The sequence below is a fragment of the Streptomyces sp. V2I9 genome (assembly GCF_030817475.1).
Lineage (GTDB): Bacteria > Actinomycetota > Actinomycetes > Streptomycetales > Streptomycetaceae > Streptomyces.
In genome coordinates this window covers 884506-904463 of the sequence record NZ_JAUSZJ010000002.1, presented here as the reverse complement: position 1 = coordinate 904463, position 19958 = coordinate 884506, and the positions used below count along the sequence as shown (strand labels likewise).

General features: G+C 73.8%; 18 protein-coding genes and 1 pseudogene. 15 read left to right on the top strand and 4 right to left on the bottom strand.

Going from position 1 to position 19958, the window contains the following annotated elements:
- Nucleotides 1-159 precede the first annotated feature (159 nt).
- Both QFZ71_RS04025 and QFZ71_RS04020 read left to right on the top strand, forming a co-directional pair.
- Nucleotides 160-705: a helix-turn-helix domain-containing protein gene (locus tag QFZ71_RS04025; RefSeq protein WP_307666865.1), complete on the top strand. Its 546-nt coding sequence runs from the start codon at nt 160-162 to the stop codon at nt 703-705.
- A 43-nt stretch (nt 706-748) separates the two neighbouring features.
- A pseudogene (locus QFZ71_RS04020) lies at nt 749-1261 on the top strand (helical backbone metal receptor); the annotation flags it as partial.
- Here the strand turns inward: QFZ71_RS04020 and QFZ71_RS04015 are convergent.
- Nucleotides 1203-2252 (bottom strand): TDT family transporter, encoded by a 1050-nt coding sequence (locus tag QFZ71_RS04015; protein ID WP_373465077.1) that lies wholly within the window; start codon nt 2250-2252, stop codon nt 1203-1205. The pseudogene QFZ71_RS04020 and the gene QFZ71_RS04015 sit on opposite strands and share 59 nt — an antisense overlap.
- Before the next feature lie 272 nt (nt 2253-2524).
- Between QFZ71_RS04015 and QFZ71_RS04010 the strand changes: the two genes are divergently transcribed.
- Both QFZ71_RS04010 and QFZ71_RS04005 read left to right on the top strand, forming a co-directional pair.
- Nucleotides 2525-3460: a LysR family transcriptional regulator gene (locus QFZ71_RS04010; protein WP_307666863.1), complete on the top strand. Its 936-nt coding sequence runs from the start codon at nt 2525-2527 to the stop codon at nt 3458-3460.
- A 76-nt stretch (nt 3461-3536) separates the two neighbouring features.
- Entirely contained in the window at nt 3537-4499 is a 963-nt protein-coding gene (locus QFZ71_RS04005) for a DUF2510 domain-containing protein (protein WP_307666862.1), read from the top strand.
- 97 nt (nt 4500-4596) lie between these two features.
- Here QFZ71_RS04005 and QFZ71_RS04000 read toward each other — a convergent pair whose 3' ends face one another.
- Nucleotides 4597-5799: an amino acid deaminase/aldolase gene (locus QFZ71_RS04000; protein ID WP_307666861.1), complete on the bottom strand. Its 1203-nt coding sequence runs from the start codon at nt 5797-5799 to the stop codon at nt 4597-4599.
- A gap of 630 nt (nt 5800-6429) precedes the next feature.
- On the opposite strand from QFZ71_RS04000, the gene QFZ71_RS03995 reads away from it, so the two are divergent.
- From QFZ71_RS03995 to QFZ71_RS03980, 4 genes are all read left to right on the top strand, one after another.
- Entirely contained in the window at nt 6430-7290 is an 861-nt protein-coding gene (locus QFZ71_RS03995; RefSeq protein ID WP_307666860.1) for a hypothetical protein, read from the top strand.
- On the top strand, nt 7287-8468 hold the full coding sequence (gene mycP, locus QFZ71_RS03990) for a type VII secretion-associated serine protease mycosin (protein WP_307666859.1): 1182 nt from the start codon (nt 7287-7289) through the stop codon (nt 8466-8468). The genes QFZ71_RS03995 and mycP overlap by 4 nt, the downstream gene beginning before the upstream one ends.
- 133 nt (nt 8469-8601) lie before the next feature.
- Nucleotides 8602-9330: an SseB family protein gene (locus tag QFZ71_RS03985; RefSeq protein ID WP_307666858.1), complete on the top strand. Its 729-nt coding sequence runs from the start codon at nt 8602-8604 to the stop codon at nt 9328-9330.
- A gap of 105 nt (nt 9331-9435) precedes the next feature.
- The gene (locus QFZ71_RS03980) at nt 9436-10173 is read left to right on the top strand and encodes an MIP family channel protein (protein WP_307666857.1); all 738 of its coding nucleotides are present in this window, start codon (nt 9436-9438) and stop codon (nt 10171-10173) included.
- A 187-nt stretch (nt 10174-10360) separates the two neighbouring features.
- Here the strand turns inward: QFZ71_RS03980 and QFZ71_RS03975 are convergent.
- Nucleotides 10361-11241 (bottom strand): IS5 family transposase gene (locus tag QFZ71_RS03975; RefSeq protein WP_307666856.1). Its coding sequence is split into 2 segments (ribosomal slippage): nt 10361-10881 and nt 10881-11241, totalling 882 coding nucleotides; the frame shifts between segments, so codons are not numbered across the junction.
- Nucleotides 11242-11294: 53 nt separating this feature from the next.
- Nucleotides 11295-11657: a DUF1844 domain-containing protein gene (locus tag QFZ71_RS03970; protein WP_006123336.1), complete on the bottom strand. Its 363-nt coding sequence runs from the start codon at nt 11655-11657 to the stop codon at nt 11295-11297.
- A gap of 238 nt (nt 11658-11895) precedes the next feature.
- Between QFZ71_RS03970 and infC the strand changes: the two genes are divergently transcribed.
- The 7 genes from infC to pheT all read left to right on the top strand — a co-directional run bounded on the left by infC (nt 11896) and on the right by pheT (nt 19621).
- Nucleotides 11896-12717 carry a translation initiation factor IF-3 gene (gene infC / locus QFZ71_RS03965; RefSeq protein ID WP_373465075.1) on the top strand — a complete coding sequence of 274 codons (822 nt, stop codon included), beginning with the start codon at nt 11896-11898 and terminating at the stop codon, nt 12715-12717.
- A 121-nt stretch (nt 12718-12838) separates the two neighbouring features.
- Nucleotides 12839-13033 carry a 50S ribosomal protein L35 gene (gene rpmI, locus QFZ71_RS03960; protein WP_003970213.1) on the top strand — a complete coding sequence of 65 codons (195 nt, stop codon included), beginning with the start codon at nt 12839-12841 and terminating at the stop codon, nt 13031-13033.
- Nucleotides 13034-13140: 107 nt separating this feature from the next.
- Nucleotides 13141-13524, top strand: a complete 384-nt coding sequence (rplT, locus tag QFZ71_RS03955; RefSeq protein ID WP_003970214.1) for a 50S ribosomal protein L20 — start codon at nt 13141-13143, stop codon at nt 13522-13524.
- A gap of 140 nt (nt 13525-13664) precedes the next feature.
- The gene (locus tag QFZ71_RS03950) at nt 13665-14510 is read left to right on the top strand and encodes an RNA methyltransferase (RefSeq protein ID WP_307666855.1); all 846 of its coding nucleotides are present in this window, start codon (nt 13665-13667) and stop codon (nt 14508-14510) included.
- 184 nt (nt 14511-14694) lie between these two features.
- The gene (locus QFZ71_RS03945; RefSeq protein WP_307666854.1) at nt 14695-15852 is read left to right on the top strand and encodes an ATP-binding protein; all 1158 of its coding nucleotides are present in this window, start codon (nt 14695-14697) and stop codon (nt 15850-15852) included.
- Between the two features lie 116 nt (nt 15853-15968).
- A complete protein-coding gene (gene pheS / locus QFZ71_RS03940) occupies nt 15969-17108 on the top strand; it encodes a phenylalanine--tRNA ligase subunit alpha (RefSeq protein ID WP_307666853.1) in 1140 nt (379 codons plus the stop codon).
- Nucleotides 17108-19621 (top strand): phenylalanine--tRNA ligase subunit beta, encoded by a 2514-nt coding sequence (gene pheT / locus QFZ71_RS03935; protein ID WP_307666852.1) that lies wholly within the window; start codon nt 17108-17110, stop codon nt 19619-19621. Before pheS ends, pheT begins: the two co-directional genes overlap by 1 nt.
- The last annotated feature ends 337 nt before the right edge of the window (nt 19622-19958 follow it).

Genomic DNA, 19958 nt, shown 5'->3' with positions numbered 1-19958 from the left:
CCACGGGTACGAAGACCCGGGTCGCACGGGGTGGCACCCGCCTTCGGGCGGGGCCGCCCCTTCCGGCTGTCCGGGGGCGTTCACCGGACGTCGTGCGCGACCATGTGCGTAAGGTGCTGGCAACCGCGAGGATGGCGGGGGTGGGAGGGAGCTCGGGACATGGACGACAAGGACACACCGCGGGTAGGCGCCGCCGTCCGCCGACGGCGCAGAACCCTGGGCCTCACGCTGGCCGCGGTCGCCGAGCGCAGCGGCCTCTCCGTGCCCTTTCTCAGCCAGATCGAGAACGAGCGCGCCCGTCCCAGCGCCCGATCCCTCGACCGGGTCGCCGAAGCGCTGGAGACCACCACCGAGAAGCTCCACGCCGCCGCCGACTCCGCCCGCGCCGTGGACGTCGTCCGGGCCGGGGAGGGCGAGGGCGTCCGCCGGCTGGTGCGCGGCCGGCACCAGCTCAGCGCCCTGGAGTTCTCCGGCGAACCGGACCTCGGCCGCGAGTTCCAGCACCGCAACGACGAGCTGATGTACGTCGTCGAGGGCGCCGTCGACATCGAGGCCGAGGGCCAGGTGCACCGGCTGGAGCACGGCGACAGCCTGTTCCTCTCCGGCGGGGTCCGCCACCGCTGGCGCGCCACCGTGCCCGGCACCCGGCTCCTGGTCGTCGCGGTGGCCGAACACATCGACGCCACGTTCGACTCGCGCCGCTGAGACGGTACGGCGCGGGCCCGCCCCCTGCGGAGGCCCCCGCCGGAACCGCGCCCCCGACCTCGACGCGCTGAGGGCCGCCGGACTCGATGTCCTGGTCACCGAGGTCCGCACCCTGGACCAGGCGTTCACCGAACTGCACCGCGTCCTCGTGGACGGCTGCGGGCTCGCCCGGCCCCGCTGGCTGGACGAGGCCGAGGCCGCCTGGGCCGCCCTCCCCGCGCCCTCCGGTAGTCCGCGCCCCGCCGCCGTACCGGTCTGGCGCAGGCACTGGACGGTGCTCGGCCGCGACACCTTCGCCGGGGACCTCCGCACCCGTCTCGGCGTCCGCAACGTCTACGCCGACCACCCCGAGCGCTACCCGCGCGTCCCGCTCGCCGAGCTGAACGGCTCCGGGGCCGAACTGATCGTGCTGCCCGCCGAGCCCTACCGGTTCGACGCCGACGACGGGCCCGAGGCGTTCCCCGCCCTGCCCGCCGCACTCGTCGACGGGCGGTTGCTCACGTGGTACGGGCCGTCGCCGGCCGAGGCGGCACGGGTGCTGCCGTCAGCGCTCCGCCGACCACCCCGCGCACGGTCCGCGTCCCGGCCACCGCCCACGCCGCGACCAGGAACATGTACAGCGCCACCGCCAGCCAGGTCAGCGCGTCCAGGCCGGTGTGCCGTGCCAGACCGGACGCCCCCGTGACGCACGTACCGACGGGGAAGGTGAACGCCCACCACGTCATCGTGAACCCCATCCCGTTCCGTGCGGCCCGCACCACCATCGCGGCCGCCAGGGCCAGCCACAGCAGCGCGAAGCCCGTCACCGGCACCCCGTGGAGCACGGCGAACGCGCCGAACGCGGAGGCGTACGGGTCCCCGACCGCCCCCGGCGCGACGTCCGCCAACTGGTTCACGGCGGTCGTCGACTGGCCCAGCGGCCCCAGGACCAGGAAGAGCGTCGGCGTCAGCGCGAGGGGCAGCGGGCCGTGGTGGACCAGCCGGGAGAAGACCAGCGGAAGCACCACCAGCGTGGCCAGCGACGACATGCCGAACATCGCGTAGCAGGCCAGCAGCAGGGCCTCGCGTCCCTGCCCGGAGGACAGGTGGGGCACCAGCAGGGCGCCCTGCGTGGCCGACACCATCGGGGCGACCAGAGGCAGCAGCCAGACCGGCGACGCGGTGCCGGGCGCGGGCCGGTGGCGTACGACCAGCAGGTAGGGCACCACGACCGCGGCCACCAGCCCGATCGCCGTGCCCGCGGCGAACAGCACCACGTCGGCCGCGAGCGCCGCCCGCGCGCCCACCACGTCCGCGCCGACCGTCAGGGTGGCTCCGCCGACCGCCGTCAGCGCCATCGACAGGCAGCCGTAGAACGGGGCGATCGCCGGGTCCAGCAGATGGGCGCGCGCCTGGTCCCGGTGGCAGAGCCAGTGCCCGGCCCGCGCGGCGAGGACCGACAGCAGCAGCACGGCCGAGAGCGCCCACACGAGAACGCAGGCCACGCGCAGCCCTGGAACGTCCACCGGGAGCCCCGCCCCGGCGGACGCGACGATCGCGGTGCCCATGACGGACGCGTACCAGTTCGGTCCGATGTGCCGCAGGACCGGCACCCGCACGGGTCCGCCGGGAGCCTCTACAGGGCCGGGAGCCTCTACAGGGCGGACCTCCACCGCAAGGGCCTGCCCCGAACGGGCCTCCGCCCGGCCGGGCGGAGGGGGGAGCGGGGGCGGTGGCACGGCGGCGCCGGTCCGCGGAAAGATGGCCATGCCACGATTCTTCGCGTACGGGCTCCGGTCCTGCCAGGGACTCCGTCTCTATGAGGTCATAAGCTGACGTTATGACCGGTGACGACGCAGAGGTACCCCGCATCCCCATCGCCCACCGGGTCCCCGACCTCGGGGCGCTGGAGTTGCTCATCGCCGTCGCACGCCACGGCAGCCTCGGGCGGGCCGCCCGCGACGTCGGCATCACCCAGCCCGCCGCCTCCAGCCGCGTCCGGTCCATGGAACGGCAGCTCGGCGTCGCCCTGCTGGACCGCTCCCCGCGCGGCTCCCGGCTCACGGCAGCGGGCGCGCTCGTCACCGACTGGGCCCGCAGGGTCGTGGAGGCGGCGGAGGCCTTCGACGCGGGCGCGCAGGCGCTGCGCGACCGCCGCGATTCCCGGCTGCGGGTCGCCGCCAGCATGACGATCGCCGAGTACCTGCTGCCGGGCTGGCTGATCGCCCTGCGCGGGCAGCGCCCCGACACCGCCGTCTCGCTCCTCGTCGGCAACTCCTCGGCCGTCGCCCGCCGCCTGGTCACCGGCGAGGCCGACCTCGGCTTCGTCGAAGGGCTGTCCATACCGGAGGGGCTCGACGGCACGGTCATCGCCCACGACCGCCTCGTCGTCGTGGTCGCCCCCGGCCACCCCTGGGCCCGCCGCCGCACCCCGCTGCTCCCCGCCGAACTCGCCGCCACCCCGCTGATCCTGCGCGAACACGGCTCCGGCACCCGCCAGGTCCTGGACGCCGCGCTCGCCGTGCACGGCGGACTGGCCCCACCGCTGCTGGAGCTCTCCTCCACCACGGCGGTCAAGGGCACGGCGGAGAGCGGCGCCGGCCCCTGCGTCCTGAGCGAACTGGCCCTGGGCGAGGAACTGTCGGCCCGCCGCCTCGTGAAGGTCCCGATCGCAGGCGTACGGCTGCGCCGCCAGCTGCGCGCCGTCTGGCCGGGCGGCCACCGCCCCACCGGCCCCGCCCGCGACCTGCTGTCCCTGACCGGCCGCGAGGGCTGATGGCGCGGAGGCTCCGGGCGCCGGGAACTCCGCCGACCCCCGCGGCCGTGTCGAAGCCGGACTCTAAGGTGGGCACATGAATTACGCGACGCCGCCCGGCTGGTATCCGGACACGGGCGCACCCGGCCTGGAGCGCTGGTGGGACGGCACGGCCTGGACCGCGCACACCCGCCCGCTCGCCGCCGCCCCCGTGGCGGCACCCCGGCCTGCCGCACCGGCGGTGGAGTTCGGTCCGCCGTCGCTTCCGCTCCCGCGCCGGCGCGGTCCCCACGACGGCTCCGGGGGAGGCAACCGGATCAGGATCCTGGCGATCACGCTCTCCGGAATGCTGGTCCTGGGCGCGGCCGTCACCGGGGTGATCCTGCTGGGCCGTGACGAGGGCGGTACGACGGTGACCCCGACGACGACCGGCTCGGCCCCCGCCCCCGCCCCCACGGCCACCGCCACGACATCGGCCCAGCCCGAACCGGACGCGGACCCGTCCATCCTCGTGGACCAGCTCAACGGGGTCACCCTGCCGGTCCCCGAGGGCTGGGAGAAACCGGAGTACGGCACCCGGGGCGTCCCCACCATCCGCACGGAGCAGTCCTACGACTGCCCCGGCGGCTCCTCGTTCTGCTACCACGGCACGGTCACCACCCACACCGCCCGGAGCGCCGAGACCGCCCCCAAGGCCCTGGCCGAGGCGGACATCGCCACCGCGGCGGACAAGGCCTACGGCGAGGACGGCCTCGGCCGTCGTCTCCACGGCGGCATCCGGTCCCACCAGGTCCTCGAAGGCCGCGAACTGACCGTCGCCGGCCGCACCGGCTACCTGGTGCGCTGGCAGGTCACCACCGGCAAGGGGCCCGGAGGATACGTGCAGTCCCTCGCCTTCCCGTCCTCGGTGGGCTCCGAGACCCCGGTGATCGTCCGGTTCGCCTTCGACGCGGGCGTGGCCGAGCTGCCGCTCTCCCTGATGGACACGATCACCCGCGGCATCCGCCCGCTGGGGGACAGCGCGACGGGCGGGGGAGTCGGCGCGTCCATCGGCCCGTGACCCCGCGCCTGCCTCGGGCCGCGGTCGGAGGCAGGCGTCCGGCGGAGGCGGGGATCGGAGGCAGGCGTCCGGCGGACACAGGAAGCGGAGGCAGGCGTCAGAGGAAGGTCCGCCCCTCGCCCCGGTACGTCGGGACGGTCGCCGTGATCCGGTCGCCCTCGATCAGCTGGAGCGCGTCGAAGCGCTCGCACAGCTCCCCGGCCTTGGCGTGCCGGAACCACACCTTGTCACCGATCAGCAGATCGTCGGCGGGGGAGCCCAGCAGCGGCGTCTGCACCTCTCCCGCGCCCTCCTGCGGGTCGTAGCGCAGCCCCTCCGGCAGATACGGCACCGGCGAGCGGTCCGCCCCGGCCGCACCGGAGGCCGGGTAACCGCCGCCGAGCACCGTCACCACGCCCACGCCGGGCCGGCGCACCACGGGCTGGGCGAACAGGGCCGCCGGGCGGCCGGTGAACGACGTGTAGTTGTCGAACAGCCGGGGCACGTACAGCCCCGAACCGGCGGCGATCTCCGTGACCGCGTCCTCGGCCGCCGTGTGCTGCACGCTGCCCGTACCCCCGCCGTTGACGAACTCCAGGTCCGGCACGACGGCCCGGACCGCCCGCACCACCTCGGCCCGGCGCGCCGCCAGCTCCTTGAGGGCGGCCGCCTGCATCAGCCGGATCGCCCGCGACCGCAGCGGACGCCCGGCAACGGCGTCCCCGACCCCGGCGACATGCCCCTCGTACGCCATCAGTCCCACCAGCCGGAAGCCCGGCCGCCGGTCCACCGAGCGGGCCAGCTCCGCGAGGTGCGCGGGGGAGCGCAGGGGGGAGCGCAGCGCCCCGATCCGCACCCGCCCACCCAGCATCCGCAGCGAGGTGTCCAGCTCCAGGCAGACCCGGATCTCCTCCTGCCCGCCCGCACGGGACGCGTCCATCAGCTCCAGCTGGGCGTGGTCGTCGACCATCACCGTCACGGCGGCGGCCAGCTTCGGGTCGGCGGCCAGCTCGGCGAAGGCGGCGCGGTCGGCCGAGGGGTAGGCGAGGAGGACGTCGTCGAACCCGGCGCGCGCCAGCCACAGCGACTCCGCCAGCGTGAACGACATGATCCCGGAGAAACCGGGCCGCGCGAGCACCCGCTCCAGCAGGGTCCGGCACCGTACCGACTTGCTGGCGACCCGGAGTGGCTTTCCGGCCGCCCGTCGCACCAGATCGTCGGCGTTGGTGTCGAACGCCTCCAGGTCGACGATCGCGATCGGGGCGTCGAGATGGGCGGTGGCCCGGTTGTAGCGGGTCCGGTCAGCGGCACGGGCAGTCATGGCCGCAGCTTGCCAGAGAGCCGCTACGGCTGGGTAGGGGGACGATCGGGACAGATCCGCCGCCGACCTGGACGTCCCGTTCCCCGCCGCCGGCCCGCAGCCCGTAGAGTGACGTGCACACGAACACCAACGGGCCTGTCAGCGGCGGTGATCCGTGGTCGGTACGAGGATGTGTACGCAGGGGGCCGGATGAGTACCGAAGCGCAGCGCCCTCCTGTGCCGCCCCGCCCGGCCGCCCCTCCGACGCCGCCTTCGGCCCCGGCGACACCCGTGCCCCCGGCCCCCGCCCACCCGGCCGCGAAGCCCGCGCCGCCGGTGACCCAGGCAGCGACGCCTCCGGCCTCGGCGGCAACGGCCCGGAAGTCCGACCTCACGAGGCCCGCCCTCCCGGCCGCCGCACCGCCTCCTCCCGCCCCACCGGCCGCACCGCCGCCCCCCGTTCCCCGGACCGCACCGTCCGCTTCCGCCCCGCCGGCACCGCGGGCACCGTCCACCCCGCCTCCCGGCGGCGGCCCGGCGCGGCCCACGAGTCCGGCACATCCCGCCCCGCCCTCCGTCAGCCCGACGCCCCCCGGCGCGCCCCCCACCCCGCCCCCGCTCACGCGGGGCGGCCCCGCCGCTCCGACGCCCGTGCCGGGAGCGGTTCCGCAGCCTCCGGGCGGCTACCCGCCCCCGCTCCGCCTCGGCTTCCCGGAGACCCCCGCCGAGACCACCACCCGGCTGCGGCCCGTCCGGCCCCGGCAACGATGGCGTACCGTCGCGGCCGCCGCCTGCGTCGTGCTCGGCCTCGGGCTGATCGGCGGGGCCGCCACCGGAGCCTGGCTGACCGGGGACTCCTCGGCCGAGACCGCCGAGACCCCCTACACGGCCACCCGCACCGCCTGGCACAGCGTTCCCGTCGACACACTGTTCCCGCGCACCCTGCAGGGCAAGGGCGCCGGCCCCGGCGGTACCCACCGCAGCTGGACCCGCGTCGCCGTCGCCCCCGACTCCACCTGCGACGACGGTCTCGACCCGCTGCTCCTCACCACCCTCCGGTCCGTCGGCTGCGAACGGCTGGTGCGCGCCACCTACACCGACGCCACCCGTTCCGCCGTGACCACCGTCGGCCTGGTCTTCGCCGAGGCCGACGCCCCCGCCATGCGGGCCCTGCGCACCCGGTTCACCGAACAGAAGCTCGGCGCGCGCAAGGACCTCATGCCCCGTACGTACGCCCCGCGGGGCACCCCCGCCGCCTCCTTCGGCGCCGCGCAGCGGGCCAGCTGGACGGTCGTCCCGCTCACCGAGATCCCGGTCGTCGTCCTCGCCGTCTCCGGCTTCGCGGACGGGCGCGCCGTCGCCGATCCGCAGCCCGCGGCCGACGCCATGGCCGAAGGCGCCGGGACGGACATCGCGCAGGCCGGGCTCGGCCACGAGGCGAAGGGCGTCGCGGACCGGGTGGAACGCGGGCTGCGCAGAGCCGTCGCCGACCTCACGGAGCAGCCCGGATGACCCGACGACCCCACCGCGTCCTCGCCGCGGTCTGCGCCGCCGCCGTGCTCGCCCTCACCCCCGCCGCCCCCGCCCACGCGGACGCCATCCGCGACCAGCAGTGGGCCCTGGAGGCCCTGCACACGGACCGGGCCTGGCAGACCACCCGTGGCCGGGGCGTCACCGTCGCGGTCCTGGACACCGGGGTGGACGACGCCCATCCCGACCTGGCGGGCCAGGTGCTCCCCGGCAAGGACCTCATCGGCTTCGGCGCGGCCCGCGGCGACTCCTCCTGGGCCCTGCACGGCACCGCCATGGCCGGCATCATCGCCGGGCACGGCAACGGCCCCGGCCGCACCGACGGTGTCCTCGGCATCGCCCCCGAGGCCCGCATCCTGCCGGTCCGGGTCATCCTGGAGTCCAAGGACCCGGCCCGCGCCAAGGCCCGCAAGTCCCGCGGCGCCGCCCTCGCACGGGGTATCCGCTGGGCGGCCGACAACGGCGCCGACGTCATCAACCTCTCCCTCGGCGACGACAGCGAGTCCGCCCACCCCGATCCGGGCGAGGACTCGGCCATCCAGTACGCGCTCGCCAAGGGCATCCCCGTGGTCGCGTCGGCGGGCAACGGCGGCGAGAAGGGCGACCGGATCTCCTACCCGGCCGCGTACCCCGGAGTGATCGCGGTGGCCGCGGTCGACGAGTACGGCACGCACGCCTCGTTCTCCACCCGCCGCTGGTACGCCACCGTCAGCGCCCCCGGCGTCGACATCGTCGTCGCCAACCCGGACGGGCACTACTACATCGAGTGGGGCACCTCGGCAGCCGCCGCGTTCGTCTCCGGCGCGGTCGCGCTGGTCCGTGCCGCCCACCCCGGACTCGGCCCGGCCCAGATCAAGAAGCTGCTCGCCGACACCGCCCGTGACGCTCCCGCCGGGGGCCGTGACGACGCCCGCGGATACGGCATCGTCGACCCGGCCGAGGCCATCGAGGCGGGTGCCCGGCTGCGCCCGGAGGACCCGGGCGCCAAGGCGGCCCCGGCGGGACGACAGGGGCGGTACTTCGGCGAGGGCCCGGCCCCGTTCCGTACCGACGAGGTGACGGCCGACCGGGTCGCCCCGCTCGCCGGCGGCCTCGGCGCGGTGCTGCTGGCCGTGGCCGTCGTCCTGTGGCGCGGCCGCACCACCCCCGGCCGCCGCTGACCGGGCCCGCCCGGTGCACCGTCGCGCCGGTGGCCGCCTCCCACCGCCCCGCGATCCGTCACCCTTCCGGTGGCTCCGGCCCTCCGCGGCACCTGCGGGCGACCCCCCGGCGGTCAGGCACTACCCTCGTCCCGTGGAGCTCAAGAACATTCCGGACCCCGGTTTCTCCGACGACGACGGCTCGGCGTCCCCCGCCCTGACCAGCGCCCTGGACGCCTGGTCGCGGGACCGGAGTGCCGTCGGCCCGGTCCTCACGGCCCTGCGCGACGCCCGGCTCCTGGTCCCCGTCGTCGCCGTCCTCGGCGAGGTCGAGGTGGACGACAAGGGGTTGCGGCGCGAGAAGACCAGTGACATGGCCGTGCCCACCCTCAGCGCCGGCGGCCGGCGTGCGCTCCCCGCCTTCACCTCCACCGACTCGCTGGCGCTCTGGGACCCGCAGGCGCGCCCCGTCGCCGTGCCGCTGCACCAGGCACTCCAGGCCGCCGCCCACGAGAAGGCCGACACCGTCGTGCTCGACCTCGCCGGGCCCGTCGCCTTCGAGCTGAGCGGACAGGCGCTCCTGGCCCTCGCGGAGAACCGCACCAGCATCGACCCGCTCCAGGACCCCGCCGTCGCCGAGGCCGTCCGGGAGATCGTCGCAGCAGACCCCGCTGTCGTCCGCGCCCACCTCGGGCCCGGCAGCGCGGACGGCACCCTCGCGCTCGTCCTCGCCCCGGACGCGGTGCCCGCCGAGGCGGCCCGCCGCGTCGCCGGAGCCCTGGCGGCCAGCGACGTCCTGCGGGCCCGGCTGGTGAAGGGCCTGGACCTGGCTCTCCTCCCGCCCGGCACGCCCACCCCCGGGGAACCCCTCTTCGCCCGCTGAGGAGGGACCGGCCCCCGCCCGACGCGCGCGAAGCGCCCCTCGCCGTGAGAATGAACCGGTACATCGGAGAAATCCGGCATACCGGCCTACTCGCGAGGTGGTTCCATGGACAAGCGGATCGTGGCGCCGGAGGACAAGCGGATCGTGGCGTCCGAATTCCTCGGCACTCTGCTGCTGGTGTTCTTCGCCGTGGGGTCCGCGGTGGTCGCCGTCGAATACCTCGGCACGGTGGGGATCGCCCTCACGTTCGGTTTCACCCTCCTCGCCCTCGCCTACGCGCTCGGCCCGATCTCCGGCTGCCATGTCAACCCGGCGGTGACGCTGGGCATGTACGTGGCGGGCCGGATCGGCATCCGGTCGGCCGTCGAGCGCTGGGTGGCGCAGTTCCTCGGCGCGATCGTCGGCGCGGCCCTGCTGTTCCTGCTGGCCCACCAGATCCCGGGCCTGGAGACCAGCGGGGAGTTCGGCACCAACGGCTACGAGGACCGGTCGGCCGTCGGCATCAACATCGGCGGCGCGTTCCTCGCCGAGGTGGTGCTGACGTTCCTGCTCGTCTACGTGGTCCTCGCGGTGACGCACAAAGTGGCGGTCGTCGGCTTCGACGGGCTGCCGATCGGCCTGGCGCTCGGCGCGATCCACCTGGTGGGCATCCCGCTGACCGGCACCTCGGTCAACCCGGCGCGCAGCTTCGGCCCGGCGCTCTTCGCGGGCGGCGCGGCCCTGACCCAGCTCTGGCTGTTCATCCTCGCGCCCCTCGTCGGCGGGGCGATCGCCGCCTGTGCCCACCGGCTCACCCACCCCTGCCCCAACGTCCTGACCCCGGAGGCCGAGGACGCCGTCTGAGGAACGGTCCCCGGCGCACACGCACGGGAGCCCGCCGTCCCACGGGGGGACGGCGGGCTCCGTGGCGTACAGGGGAGGTGCGGCGGGCGCGCAGGCGACCGTCCGTACGGGGAAGGGGCGGCCGACGCGTGAACGGCTCCGGCCGGGTCGTACGGGGAAGCGGAACGGCTAGGTTCTGTCCGGCGGATCACTGACGGAGCCAGAGTCGGATCGCTGCGGCGGTGACAGTGCCGTGGAAGACGTAGGCCCTCTTGTCGTAACGGGTGGCGACCGCGCGGGAGTTCTTGAGCCGGTTGATGGTCCGCTCGACCTCGTTGCGGCGCCGGTAGTGGTCGGGGTCGAAGCCGGCGGGCCTGCCCCCGTTGCTGCCCCTGCGGCGGCGGTTGGCCCGCTGGTCCTTCGGTTCTGGGATCGTGTGCCGGATGTCGCGTCTTCGCAGGTAGCGGCGGTTTCGGCGGGAACTGTATGCCTTGTCGCCGCTGACGTGGTCCGGCCGGGTCCGGGGCCTTCCGCCAAGCGGCCGCGGAACTCGGATCCGGTCCAGGACCTCGATCATCTGCGGTGCGTCGCCCCACTGTCCCGGCGTGAGCAGGAGGGCCATGGGGCGGCAGCCGCCTTCGCCGGCGAGGTGGATCTTGCAGGTCAGGCCGCCCCGGGACCGTCCGAGTCCCTCGTCGGGGCGGTGGTGCCGGGGCGTCGTCCTTTTTTCGGGACCCGCGGCCGGGTCCTGCGTGCGCCGGCCGCGTGCTGATGGGCCCGGCAGGACGTCGAGTCGACGCCGACCATCGACCAGTCGACACGCCCCGCCAGGTCGGCGTCGGCCTGGACCGAATGCAGGATCCGGTCCCAGGTGCCGTCCGCCGACCAGCGGCGATGCCGTTCGTAAACGGTTTTCCACGAGCCGTAGCGTTCCGGCAGGTCACGCCACGGGACACCGGTTCGGACCCGGAACAGCATCCCGTTGACCACGGTGCGGTGGTCGTTCCACCGACCGCCCCGGCCACCCAGAGGTGGCAGATGCGGTTCCAGTAACGACCACTCGCGATTCGTCAAATCCCCCCGACCCATGACCGGACCAACGAGCGACCAGTCGGAAGGTCACATGATCCGCCGGACAGAACCTAGCCGTAGACCGGGCCCGTGTACTTCTCGCCGGGGCCGTGGCCCGGCTCGTCCGGCACCAGCGACGCCTCGCGGAAGGCGAGCTGCAGGGACTTCAGGCCGTCGCGCAGCGGCGAGGCGTGGAAGGTGCTGATCTCCGTGGTGCTCGCGTCCAGCAGCCCGGCCAGCGCGTGGACCAGCTTGCGGGCCTCGTCGAGGTCCTTGTGGTCCTCGCCTTCCTCCGTGAGACCGAGCTTCACCGCGGCGGCGCTCATCAGATTGACGGCGACCGTCACGATGACCTCGACGGCGGGGACCTCCGCGATGTCGCGGGCCATGTCGTCGAAGCCGGGGTTCTCACTGCTGGGGGTCGCGTCGCTCATGCCCACACGATACGGCCAGGAGGAGGACGCCCCGTCCCCCGGGAGCCCCCGGCCAGGGCGCCGGACGCGCGATTAGCGCCGCCGCGACCGGGCTGTTAACCTGAGACAACGACCGGCCGGACATCTGTGTGCCCGGCCCGCAAGTGGAGGCTCCGATCTCCCACCTGACCGTCCTCGCGGACGGCGGGTCACCGGTCAGACGGTCCCCATCGTTCCGTACGGACGATGGAGCCGTCCGATGCGCCCCGCGGTTGACCGCGGCGGTGTTCCGGTAGTTCCTGGAGCCCCGCCTGTGTCCCGTCCGGGGCATTTTTTGCATTCCGGCGCGGTTGGTCTTGACGTTACAAGACGTTACGCGGCTGTCCGCCAGGCGGTCGCGTGGTGCTACCGAGGAGGATCCATCAGCGCCGAGCCCCGCATCAACGACCGGATTCGCGTTCCCGAGGTCCGACTTGTCGGTCCCAGTGGCGAGCAGGTCGGGATTGTTCCGCTTGCCAAGGCCCTGGAGCTCGCACAGGAGTACGACCTCGACCTGGTCGAGGTGGCGGCGACAGCCCGTCCGCCCGTGTGCAAGCTCATGGACTACGGGAAGTTCAAGTACGAGTCGGCCATGAAGGCCCGTGAGGCGCGCAAGAACCAGGCGCACACGGTCATCAAGGAGATGAAGCTCCGGCCGAAGATCGACCCGCACGACTATGACACCAAGAAGGGTCATGTCGTCCGGTTCCTCAAGCAGGGCGACAAGGTCAAGATCACGATCATGTTCCGTGGTCGTGAGCAGTCCCGCCCCGAGCTGGGCTTCCGACTGCTCCAGCGTCTCGCTTCGGACGTCGAGGACCTGGGCTTCATCGAGTCCAACCCGAAGCAGGACGGCCGGAACATGATCATGGTTCTGGGCCCGCACAAGAAGAAGACCGAAGCCATGGCCGAAGCCCGTGAGGCCCAGGCCGCCCGCAAGGCGGAGCGTCAGGGCACGACCGACGCACCGTCCGAGGGTGACACCGCTGAGGCTCCGGCCGCGGCGGCCGAGGCTCCGGCCGAGACACCTTCCGAGGCGTGACCTTCGGGGGCTGCCACCCAGGCGCCCCCAGGGTCTCCCCGGAACCCCATAGAGATCTGACGCCCCTGCAGTCCGGTGCCCGCACCGTGAGGGGCGCCACTGACGAGGAGAGAACGGCGCGATGCCGAAGAACAAGACGCACAGCGGTGCCAGCAAGCGCTTCAAGATCACCGGCTCCGGCAAGGTGCTCCGCGAGAGGGCCGGCAAGCGCCACCTGCTCGAGCACAAGTCGTCCAAGAAGACCCGCTCGCTGACCGGCACGGTCGTCGTGGCTCCGGCCGACGCCAAGAAGATCAAGAAGCTTCTCGGCAAGTGAGGCCCGGCCTCCGGACCGTTCCGGAGGCGCGACCTCGATCACACCGGGACCAATTCGTTTCCGGGCCGTGTGCCGATACCCACGGCCCCGCTGCAAGGAGTTAACAAGTGGCACGCGTCAAGCGGGCGGTCAACGCCCACAAGAAGCGCCGGGCGATCCTCGAAGCCGCCAGCGGCTACCGCGGTCAGCGTTCGCGCCTGTACCGCAAGGCCAAGGAGCAGGTCACCCACTCCCTGGTCTACAACTACAACGACCGCAAGAAGCGCAAGGGCGACTTCCGTCAGCTGTGGATCCAGCGCATCAACGCCGCTGCCCGCCAGAACGGTATGACGTACAACCGCCTCATCCAGGGTCTGAAGGCCGCCAACATCGAGGTGGACCGCAAGATCCTGGCCGAGCTCGCGGTCAACGACGCCAACGCGTTCGCCGCCCTCGTCGAGGTCGCCCAGAAGGCCCTCCCGAGCGACGTCAACGCCCCGAAGGCCGCCTGATCCAGGTACCTCCTTCCAGGTATGTGAACCGGACCCGCAGACGCACGCCGCCTGCGGGTCCGGTGCGTTGACCCGCCGACCCACCCCGCCGACGACACCCACACCGCCACAGCCGTACGCAGAGAGGCTCGCCGCCGCCCATGGGCACCCACGAACTGATCTCCCCGCGTTCCCCCCGTGTCGCCGCCGCCCGCCGGCTGGCCCGCCGCAACTTCCGCGGCAAGGAGCGCAGGTTCATCGCCGAGGGGCCCCAGGCCGTACGCGAGGCCGCCGTCCACCGCGGCAGCGACGGGCAGCCCACCCTCATCGAGCTGTTCGCCACAGCCGAGGCCGCCGACCGGTACGCCGACATCGTCGAGGCGGCCCGCACGGCCGGCGCACGGGTCCACCTGGCCGACGCCGAGGTCCTCGCCGACATCTCCCAGACGGTCACTCCCCAGGGCCTCATCGGCGTCTGCCGCTTCCTGGACACCCCGTTCCAGGAGATCCTCGCCGCGAAGCCCACCCTGGTGGCGGTTCTGGCCCACGTGCGCGACCCCGGAAACGCCGGGACGGTCCTGCGCTGCGCGGACGCGGCGGGCGCGGACGCGGTGATCCTCACCGACGCCTCGGTCGACCTCTACAACCCCAAGTCCGTACGGGCATCGGCCGGGTCGCTCTACCACCTGCCCGTCGCGGTCGGCGTCCCCGTCGAACAGGCCGTACGGGGCCTGCGGGACGCCGGGGTGCGCATCCTCGCCGCCGACGGCGCGGGGGCCGACGACCTGGACGACGAGCTGGACGCCGGCACCATGGGCGGCCCCACCGCCTGGGTCTTCGGCAACGAGGCGTGGGGGCTCCCCGAGGAGACCCGCGCACTGGCCGACGCCGTCGTCCGCGTCCCCATCCACGGCAAGGCGGAGAGCCTCAACCTCGCCACCGCCGCCGCCGTCTGCCTCTACGCCTCCGCCCGCGCGCAGCGCCCCCGGCGCGCCCCCGGCGTGTAGGGGGCGCGCCGGGGGCCGCACCGGCCCGGCGGCCCGTCAGCGCACGTTTCCGGCCGATCCCGCGCCCTGTCCGCCGGTGCGCTCCCCTCCACGCCCCCGCAGGGTGTCGCCGGTTCGCCGACGACTAGTAGGGTGACGAACTCGGGGGCCCACTGCACCGGTTCGAGAGGTGGGATACGGGAAGATGGCTGTCGGCATGAGCGCGCCGCGACCGGCGCACACCGCCGCGCCGCACGCTGCGGACGGGGAGCCGGACGGCACGGCGGCCGGTCCGGACGGCCTCGGTGCGGGCCTCGATCCGGACGACCTTCCCGACGGTCTCGTCGTCGCCGACGCGAACGGTCTCGTCGTCTGCTTCAACGCCGCCGCCGCCCGCATCACCGCCACCGACCGCGCCGACGCGATCGGCCGCCCCCTGGAGTCCGTCCTCCCGCTGGAGGACCTCAAGGGCAAGCGCTGGTGGCCGCTGACCGACCCGTACGGCGGCCTCGCCACCCGCAACGGCCAGCCCGAGCGGAACCTCCTGCTCCCCGGCGTCCGCGAGGTGCTGGTCTCCGCCCGCTACGTCCGCGAGCACCCGACCGGGCCGGTGCGCCGGGTCGTCGTGTGCCTGCGGGGGACCGAGGCCCGCCGGCGCAGCGAGCGCAGCAACGCCGAACTGATCGCCACGGTCGCCCACGAGCTCCGCTCCCCGCTCACCTCGGTGAAGGGGTTCACCGCCACCCTGCTCGCCAAGTGGGAGAGGTTCACCGACGACCAGAAGCGGCTGATGCTGGAGACCGTCGACGCGGACGCGGGCCGGGTCACCCGGCTCATCGCCGAGCTGCTCGACATCTCCCGGATCGACTCCGGCCGGCTGGAGCTGCGCCGCCAGCCCGTCGACATCGCCGCCGCCGTCGCCCGCCACGTCCAGGCCCTCATCGCGGGCGGTCAGGCCCCCGAACGCTTCCGGGTCCGGGCCCGCGGACCGCTGCCCGAGCTGTGGGCCGACCCCGACAAGGTCGACCAGGTCCTCGGGAACCTCCTGGAAAACGCGGTGCGCCACGGCGAGGGAACCGTCACCATCGAGATCACCCCGGCACCCGCGCCGGGGACGAGCGACGAGACGGGAACGGCGGTCACCGTGAGCGACGAGGGTCCCGGCATCCCCGAGGAGTCGATGAGCCGCGTCTTCACCCGCTTCTGGCGGGGCAGCAAGCGCGGCGGCACCGGCCTGGGCCTCTACATCGTCAAGGGCATCGTCGAGGCCCACGGCGGCGCCATCACCGTCGGCCGGGGGCCCGGCGGCGGAGCCGAGTTCCGATTTATCCTGCCCGTGAGCACGCCCGCCTACCTGGCGTGAGCGGCCCACGGGCCTCCCGACCGTCCTGCGGCCTTTAGACTCGACCTTTGGCACCTTTGCGTCCTCCGGTCGTCGAGCGGGGTCGCGCCATCAGCCAATCGGAAGCACGGGAAGAGATGTCGGCACCGAACAAGTCGTACGACCCAGTCGAGGTCGAGGCACTGAAACCGGAAGAGATCGAACGCATGCGGGACGAGGCGTTCGCCGCCTTCGCCGCCGCCGGCGACCTCGACGCGCTCGCCCAGGCGAAGACCGCGCACACCGGAGGTACCTCGCCGCTGTCCCTCGCCAACCGCGAGATCGGCGCCCTGCCCCCGCAGGCCAAGGCCGAGGCGGGCAAGCGCGTGGGCCAGGCCCGCGGCGCCGTCTCCAAGGCGCTCGCCGCCCGCCAGGCCGAACTGGAGGCCGAGCGGGACGCCCGGGTGCTCGTCGAGGAGGCCGTGGACGTCACGCTGCCCTACGACCGCGTCCCGGCCGGCGCCCGCCACCCCCTGACGACCCTCATGGAGCGCGTCGCGGACGTCTTCGTGGCCATGGGCTACGAGATCGCCGAGGGCCCCGAGGTCGAGGCGGAGTGGTTCAACTTCGACGCCCTGAACTTCGTGCCCGACCACCCGGCCCGCCAGATGCAGGACACCTTCTTCGTCCAGGGCACCACCTCCGACGGCAAGGCCACCGAGGGTGACGAGTCCGGTGTGGTGCTGCGTACGCACACCTCGCCGGTCCAGGCCCGCTCGCTCCTGGAGCGCAAGCCCCCGGTCTACGTGGTCTGCCCCGGCAGGGTCTACCGCACCGACGAGCTGGACGCCACGCACACCCCGGTCTTCCACCAGATCGAGCTGCTCGCCATCGACGAGGGCCTGACCATGGCCGACCTCAAGGGCACCCTCGACCACATGGTCCAGGCGCTCTTCGGTCCGGACATGAAGACCCGGCTGCGGCCGAACTTCTTCCCGTTCACCGAGCCGTCCGCCGAGATGGACATGGTCTGCTACGTCTGCCGCGGCGAGTCCGTCGGCAACCCGGACCATCCCTGCCGCACCTGCGGCAGCGAGGGCTGGATCGAGCTGGGCGGCTGCGGCATGGTCAACCCCAAGGTGCTCACCGCCTGCGGCGTGGACCCCCGGAAGTACAGCGGATTCGCCTTCGGGTTCGGCATCGAACGGATGCTGATGTTCCGCCACAACGTCGATGACATGCGAGACATGGTCGAGGGTGACGTCCGGTTCACCCGGCCGTTCGGGATGGAGATCTGATGCGCGTCCCGCTTTCCTGGCTGCGGGAGTACGTCGACCTGCCGGCGACGGAGACCGGCCGTGACGTACAGGCCAAGCTCGTCTCCGTCGGGCTCGAGGTCGAGACCGTCGAACGGATCGGCGCGGGCCTGAAGGGCCCCCTGGTCGTCGGACAGGTCCTGACCATCGAGGAGCTGGAGGGGTTCAAGAAGCCCATCCGCTTCTGCACGGTCGACGTCGGCACCGCCAACGGCACCGGCGAACCGCAGGAGATCGTCTGCGGCGCCCGCAACTTCTCGGTCGGCGACAAGGTTGTCGTGGTCCTGCCGGGCGCGGTCCTGCCCGGCGACTTCGCGATCGCCGCCCGCAAGACGTACGGCAAGACCTCGCACGGCATGATCTGCTCCACCGACGAGCTCGGCATGGGCGACGACGGCACGCACGGCATCATCGTGCTGCCCCCGGAGCACGAGGTGGGCACCGACGCCATCGAGCTGCTCCAGCTCGTCGACGAGGTCCTCGACATCGCCGTCACCCCCGACCGGGGCTACTGCCTGTCGATGCGCGGGGTCGCCCGCGAGACCGCGACCGCCTACGGGCTGCCCCTGCGCGACCCGGCGCTCCTGGACGTGCCCGCGCCGAACGCGTACGGCTACCCGGTCAAGATCAGCGACCCGATCGGCTGCGACCGGTTCACCGCGCGCACCGTCACCGGCCTCCAGCCCGAGGCCCGCTCCCCGATCTGGATGCAGCGCCGTCTGCAGAAGGCCGGGATGCGACCCATCTCGCTGGCCGTCGACGTCACCAACTACGTGATGCTGGAGCTGGGCCAGCCGCTGCACGCCTACGACCGCACCCGCGTCGAGGGCGCGATCGGCGTACGCCGTGCCACGCGGGGCGAGAAGCTCACCACCCTGGACGGCACCGTGCGTGTGCTGGACGCCGAGGACCTGGTCATCACCGACGACCGCGGGCCGATCGGCCTCGCGGGCGTCATGGGCGGCGCCAACACCGAGATCGCCGACGCGGACGGCGAGCACGCCCCCACCACCGAGGTCGTCATCGAGGCCGCGCACTTCGACGCGATCTCGATCGCCCGCACCGCGCGCCGCCACAAGCTGTCCTCCGAGGCGTCCAAGCGCTTCGAGCGGGGCGTCGACCCGCAGGCCGCCGCCGCTGCCGCGCAGCGCACGGTCGATCTGCTGGTGCTGCTCGCGGGCGGCACCGCCGAGGCCGGGGTCACCGAGATCAGCTCGCCCTCCGCGCCGCGCACCATCGCGATGCCGGCGAACCACCCGGACAAGGTCGCCGGTGTGGAGTACGGCCGCGAGACCGTCGTCCGCCGCCTCCAGGAGGTCGGCTGCGACGTCTACGGGCAGGACGAGCTGATCGTCACCGCCCCGTCCTGGCGGCCCGACCTGGGCGAGCCGAACGACCTGGCCGAAGAGGTCATCCGGCTGGAGGGCTACGAGAACCTGCCCTCCACCCTGCCCACGCCTCCCTCCGGGCGTGGCCTGACCGAGCGGCAGCGGCTGCACCGCCGGATCGGCCGGGTGCTGGCCGGAGCCGGTTACGTCGAGGCACTGAGCTACCCGTTCATCGGCGACGCGGTCCTGGACCAGCTCGGCCTGGAGGCGGACGACGACCGCCGCCGTACGGTCACGCTCGTCAACCCGCTCTCCGACGAGGAGCCGGCGCTGCGCACCACGCTGCTGCCGGGCCTCCTCGGAGCGCTCCGGCGCAACGACGGCCGCGGCAGCCACGACCTGGCGCTCTTCGAGACCGGTCTCGTCTTCAGGCCGACCGGGAAGGAGACGGCCGCCGTCCGGCTGCCCGTCGACCGCCGGCCCACCGACGAGGAGATCGCCGGGCTGAACGCGGCCCTGCCGCGCCAGCCCCGCCGCGCCGCCGTCGTCCTCGCGGGCGCCCGCGAGCAGGCCGGCTGGTGGGGCAAGGGCACCCCGGCGACCTGGGCGGACGCCGTCGAGGCCGCCCGGTCCATCGCCGCGGAGGCCGGGGTGGAGGTCACCGTCCGCGCCGACCGGCACGCCCCGTGGCATCCGGGCCGCTGCGCCGCGCTGTACGTCACCGTGAACGGCGAGGAGACCCTCTTCGGACACGCGGGCGAACTGCACCCCCGCGTGATCAAGGCACTCCACCTGCCCGAGCGGACCTGCGCCGCCGAGGTCGAGCTGGACGTGCTGGAGCAGGCCGTCGACGGAGCGCTCCAGGCGCCCAGGATCTCCACCTTCCCGGTGGCGACCCAGGACGTCGCGCTCGTCGTCGCCGAGGACGTCCCGGCCGCCGAGGTGGAGCGGGCGCTGCGCGAGGGCGCGGGTGAACTCCTCGAATCGCTGCGGCTGTTCGACGTCTTCACCGGCGAGCAGATCGGCGGGGGCAACAAGTCCCTGGCGTACGCGCTGCGCTTCCGCGCCGCCGACCGCACCCTGACGGTGGACGAGGCGTCGGCCGCCCGCGACAGCGCGGTGGCCCTGGCCGCCGAGCGTACGGGCGCGGTGCTGCGCGGGGCGTAGTCCCCCGGGTTCGCGCAGGTGTCGCGGCATCGGGAAGGGGCGTATCCGGCCACTGGATACGCCCCTTCTCCGTCCCCGCCGAGCGGCGCGGGGACCACACGCAGGACGGGAGCGGGAACCGGGAGGAACGCGGTTCCGGCCGCCGTCCGCAGCCACCCTCCTTCGTCGTCGGTCAGTGGGCCGTGCGGTCCGGGCGCCGTCCGCGCTGCCTCGGAGTGTCGGGCAGGACGGCAGTGCGGACGGCGCGGATGCGGGTCGTCAGCCGTTACGAGGGGGAGCCGACGACCCGGCCGCCTCTTGCGAGGGAGTTCATTCAACCGACACCTGGACCCGCGCG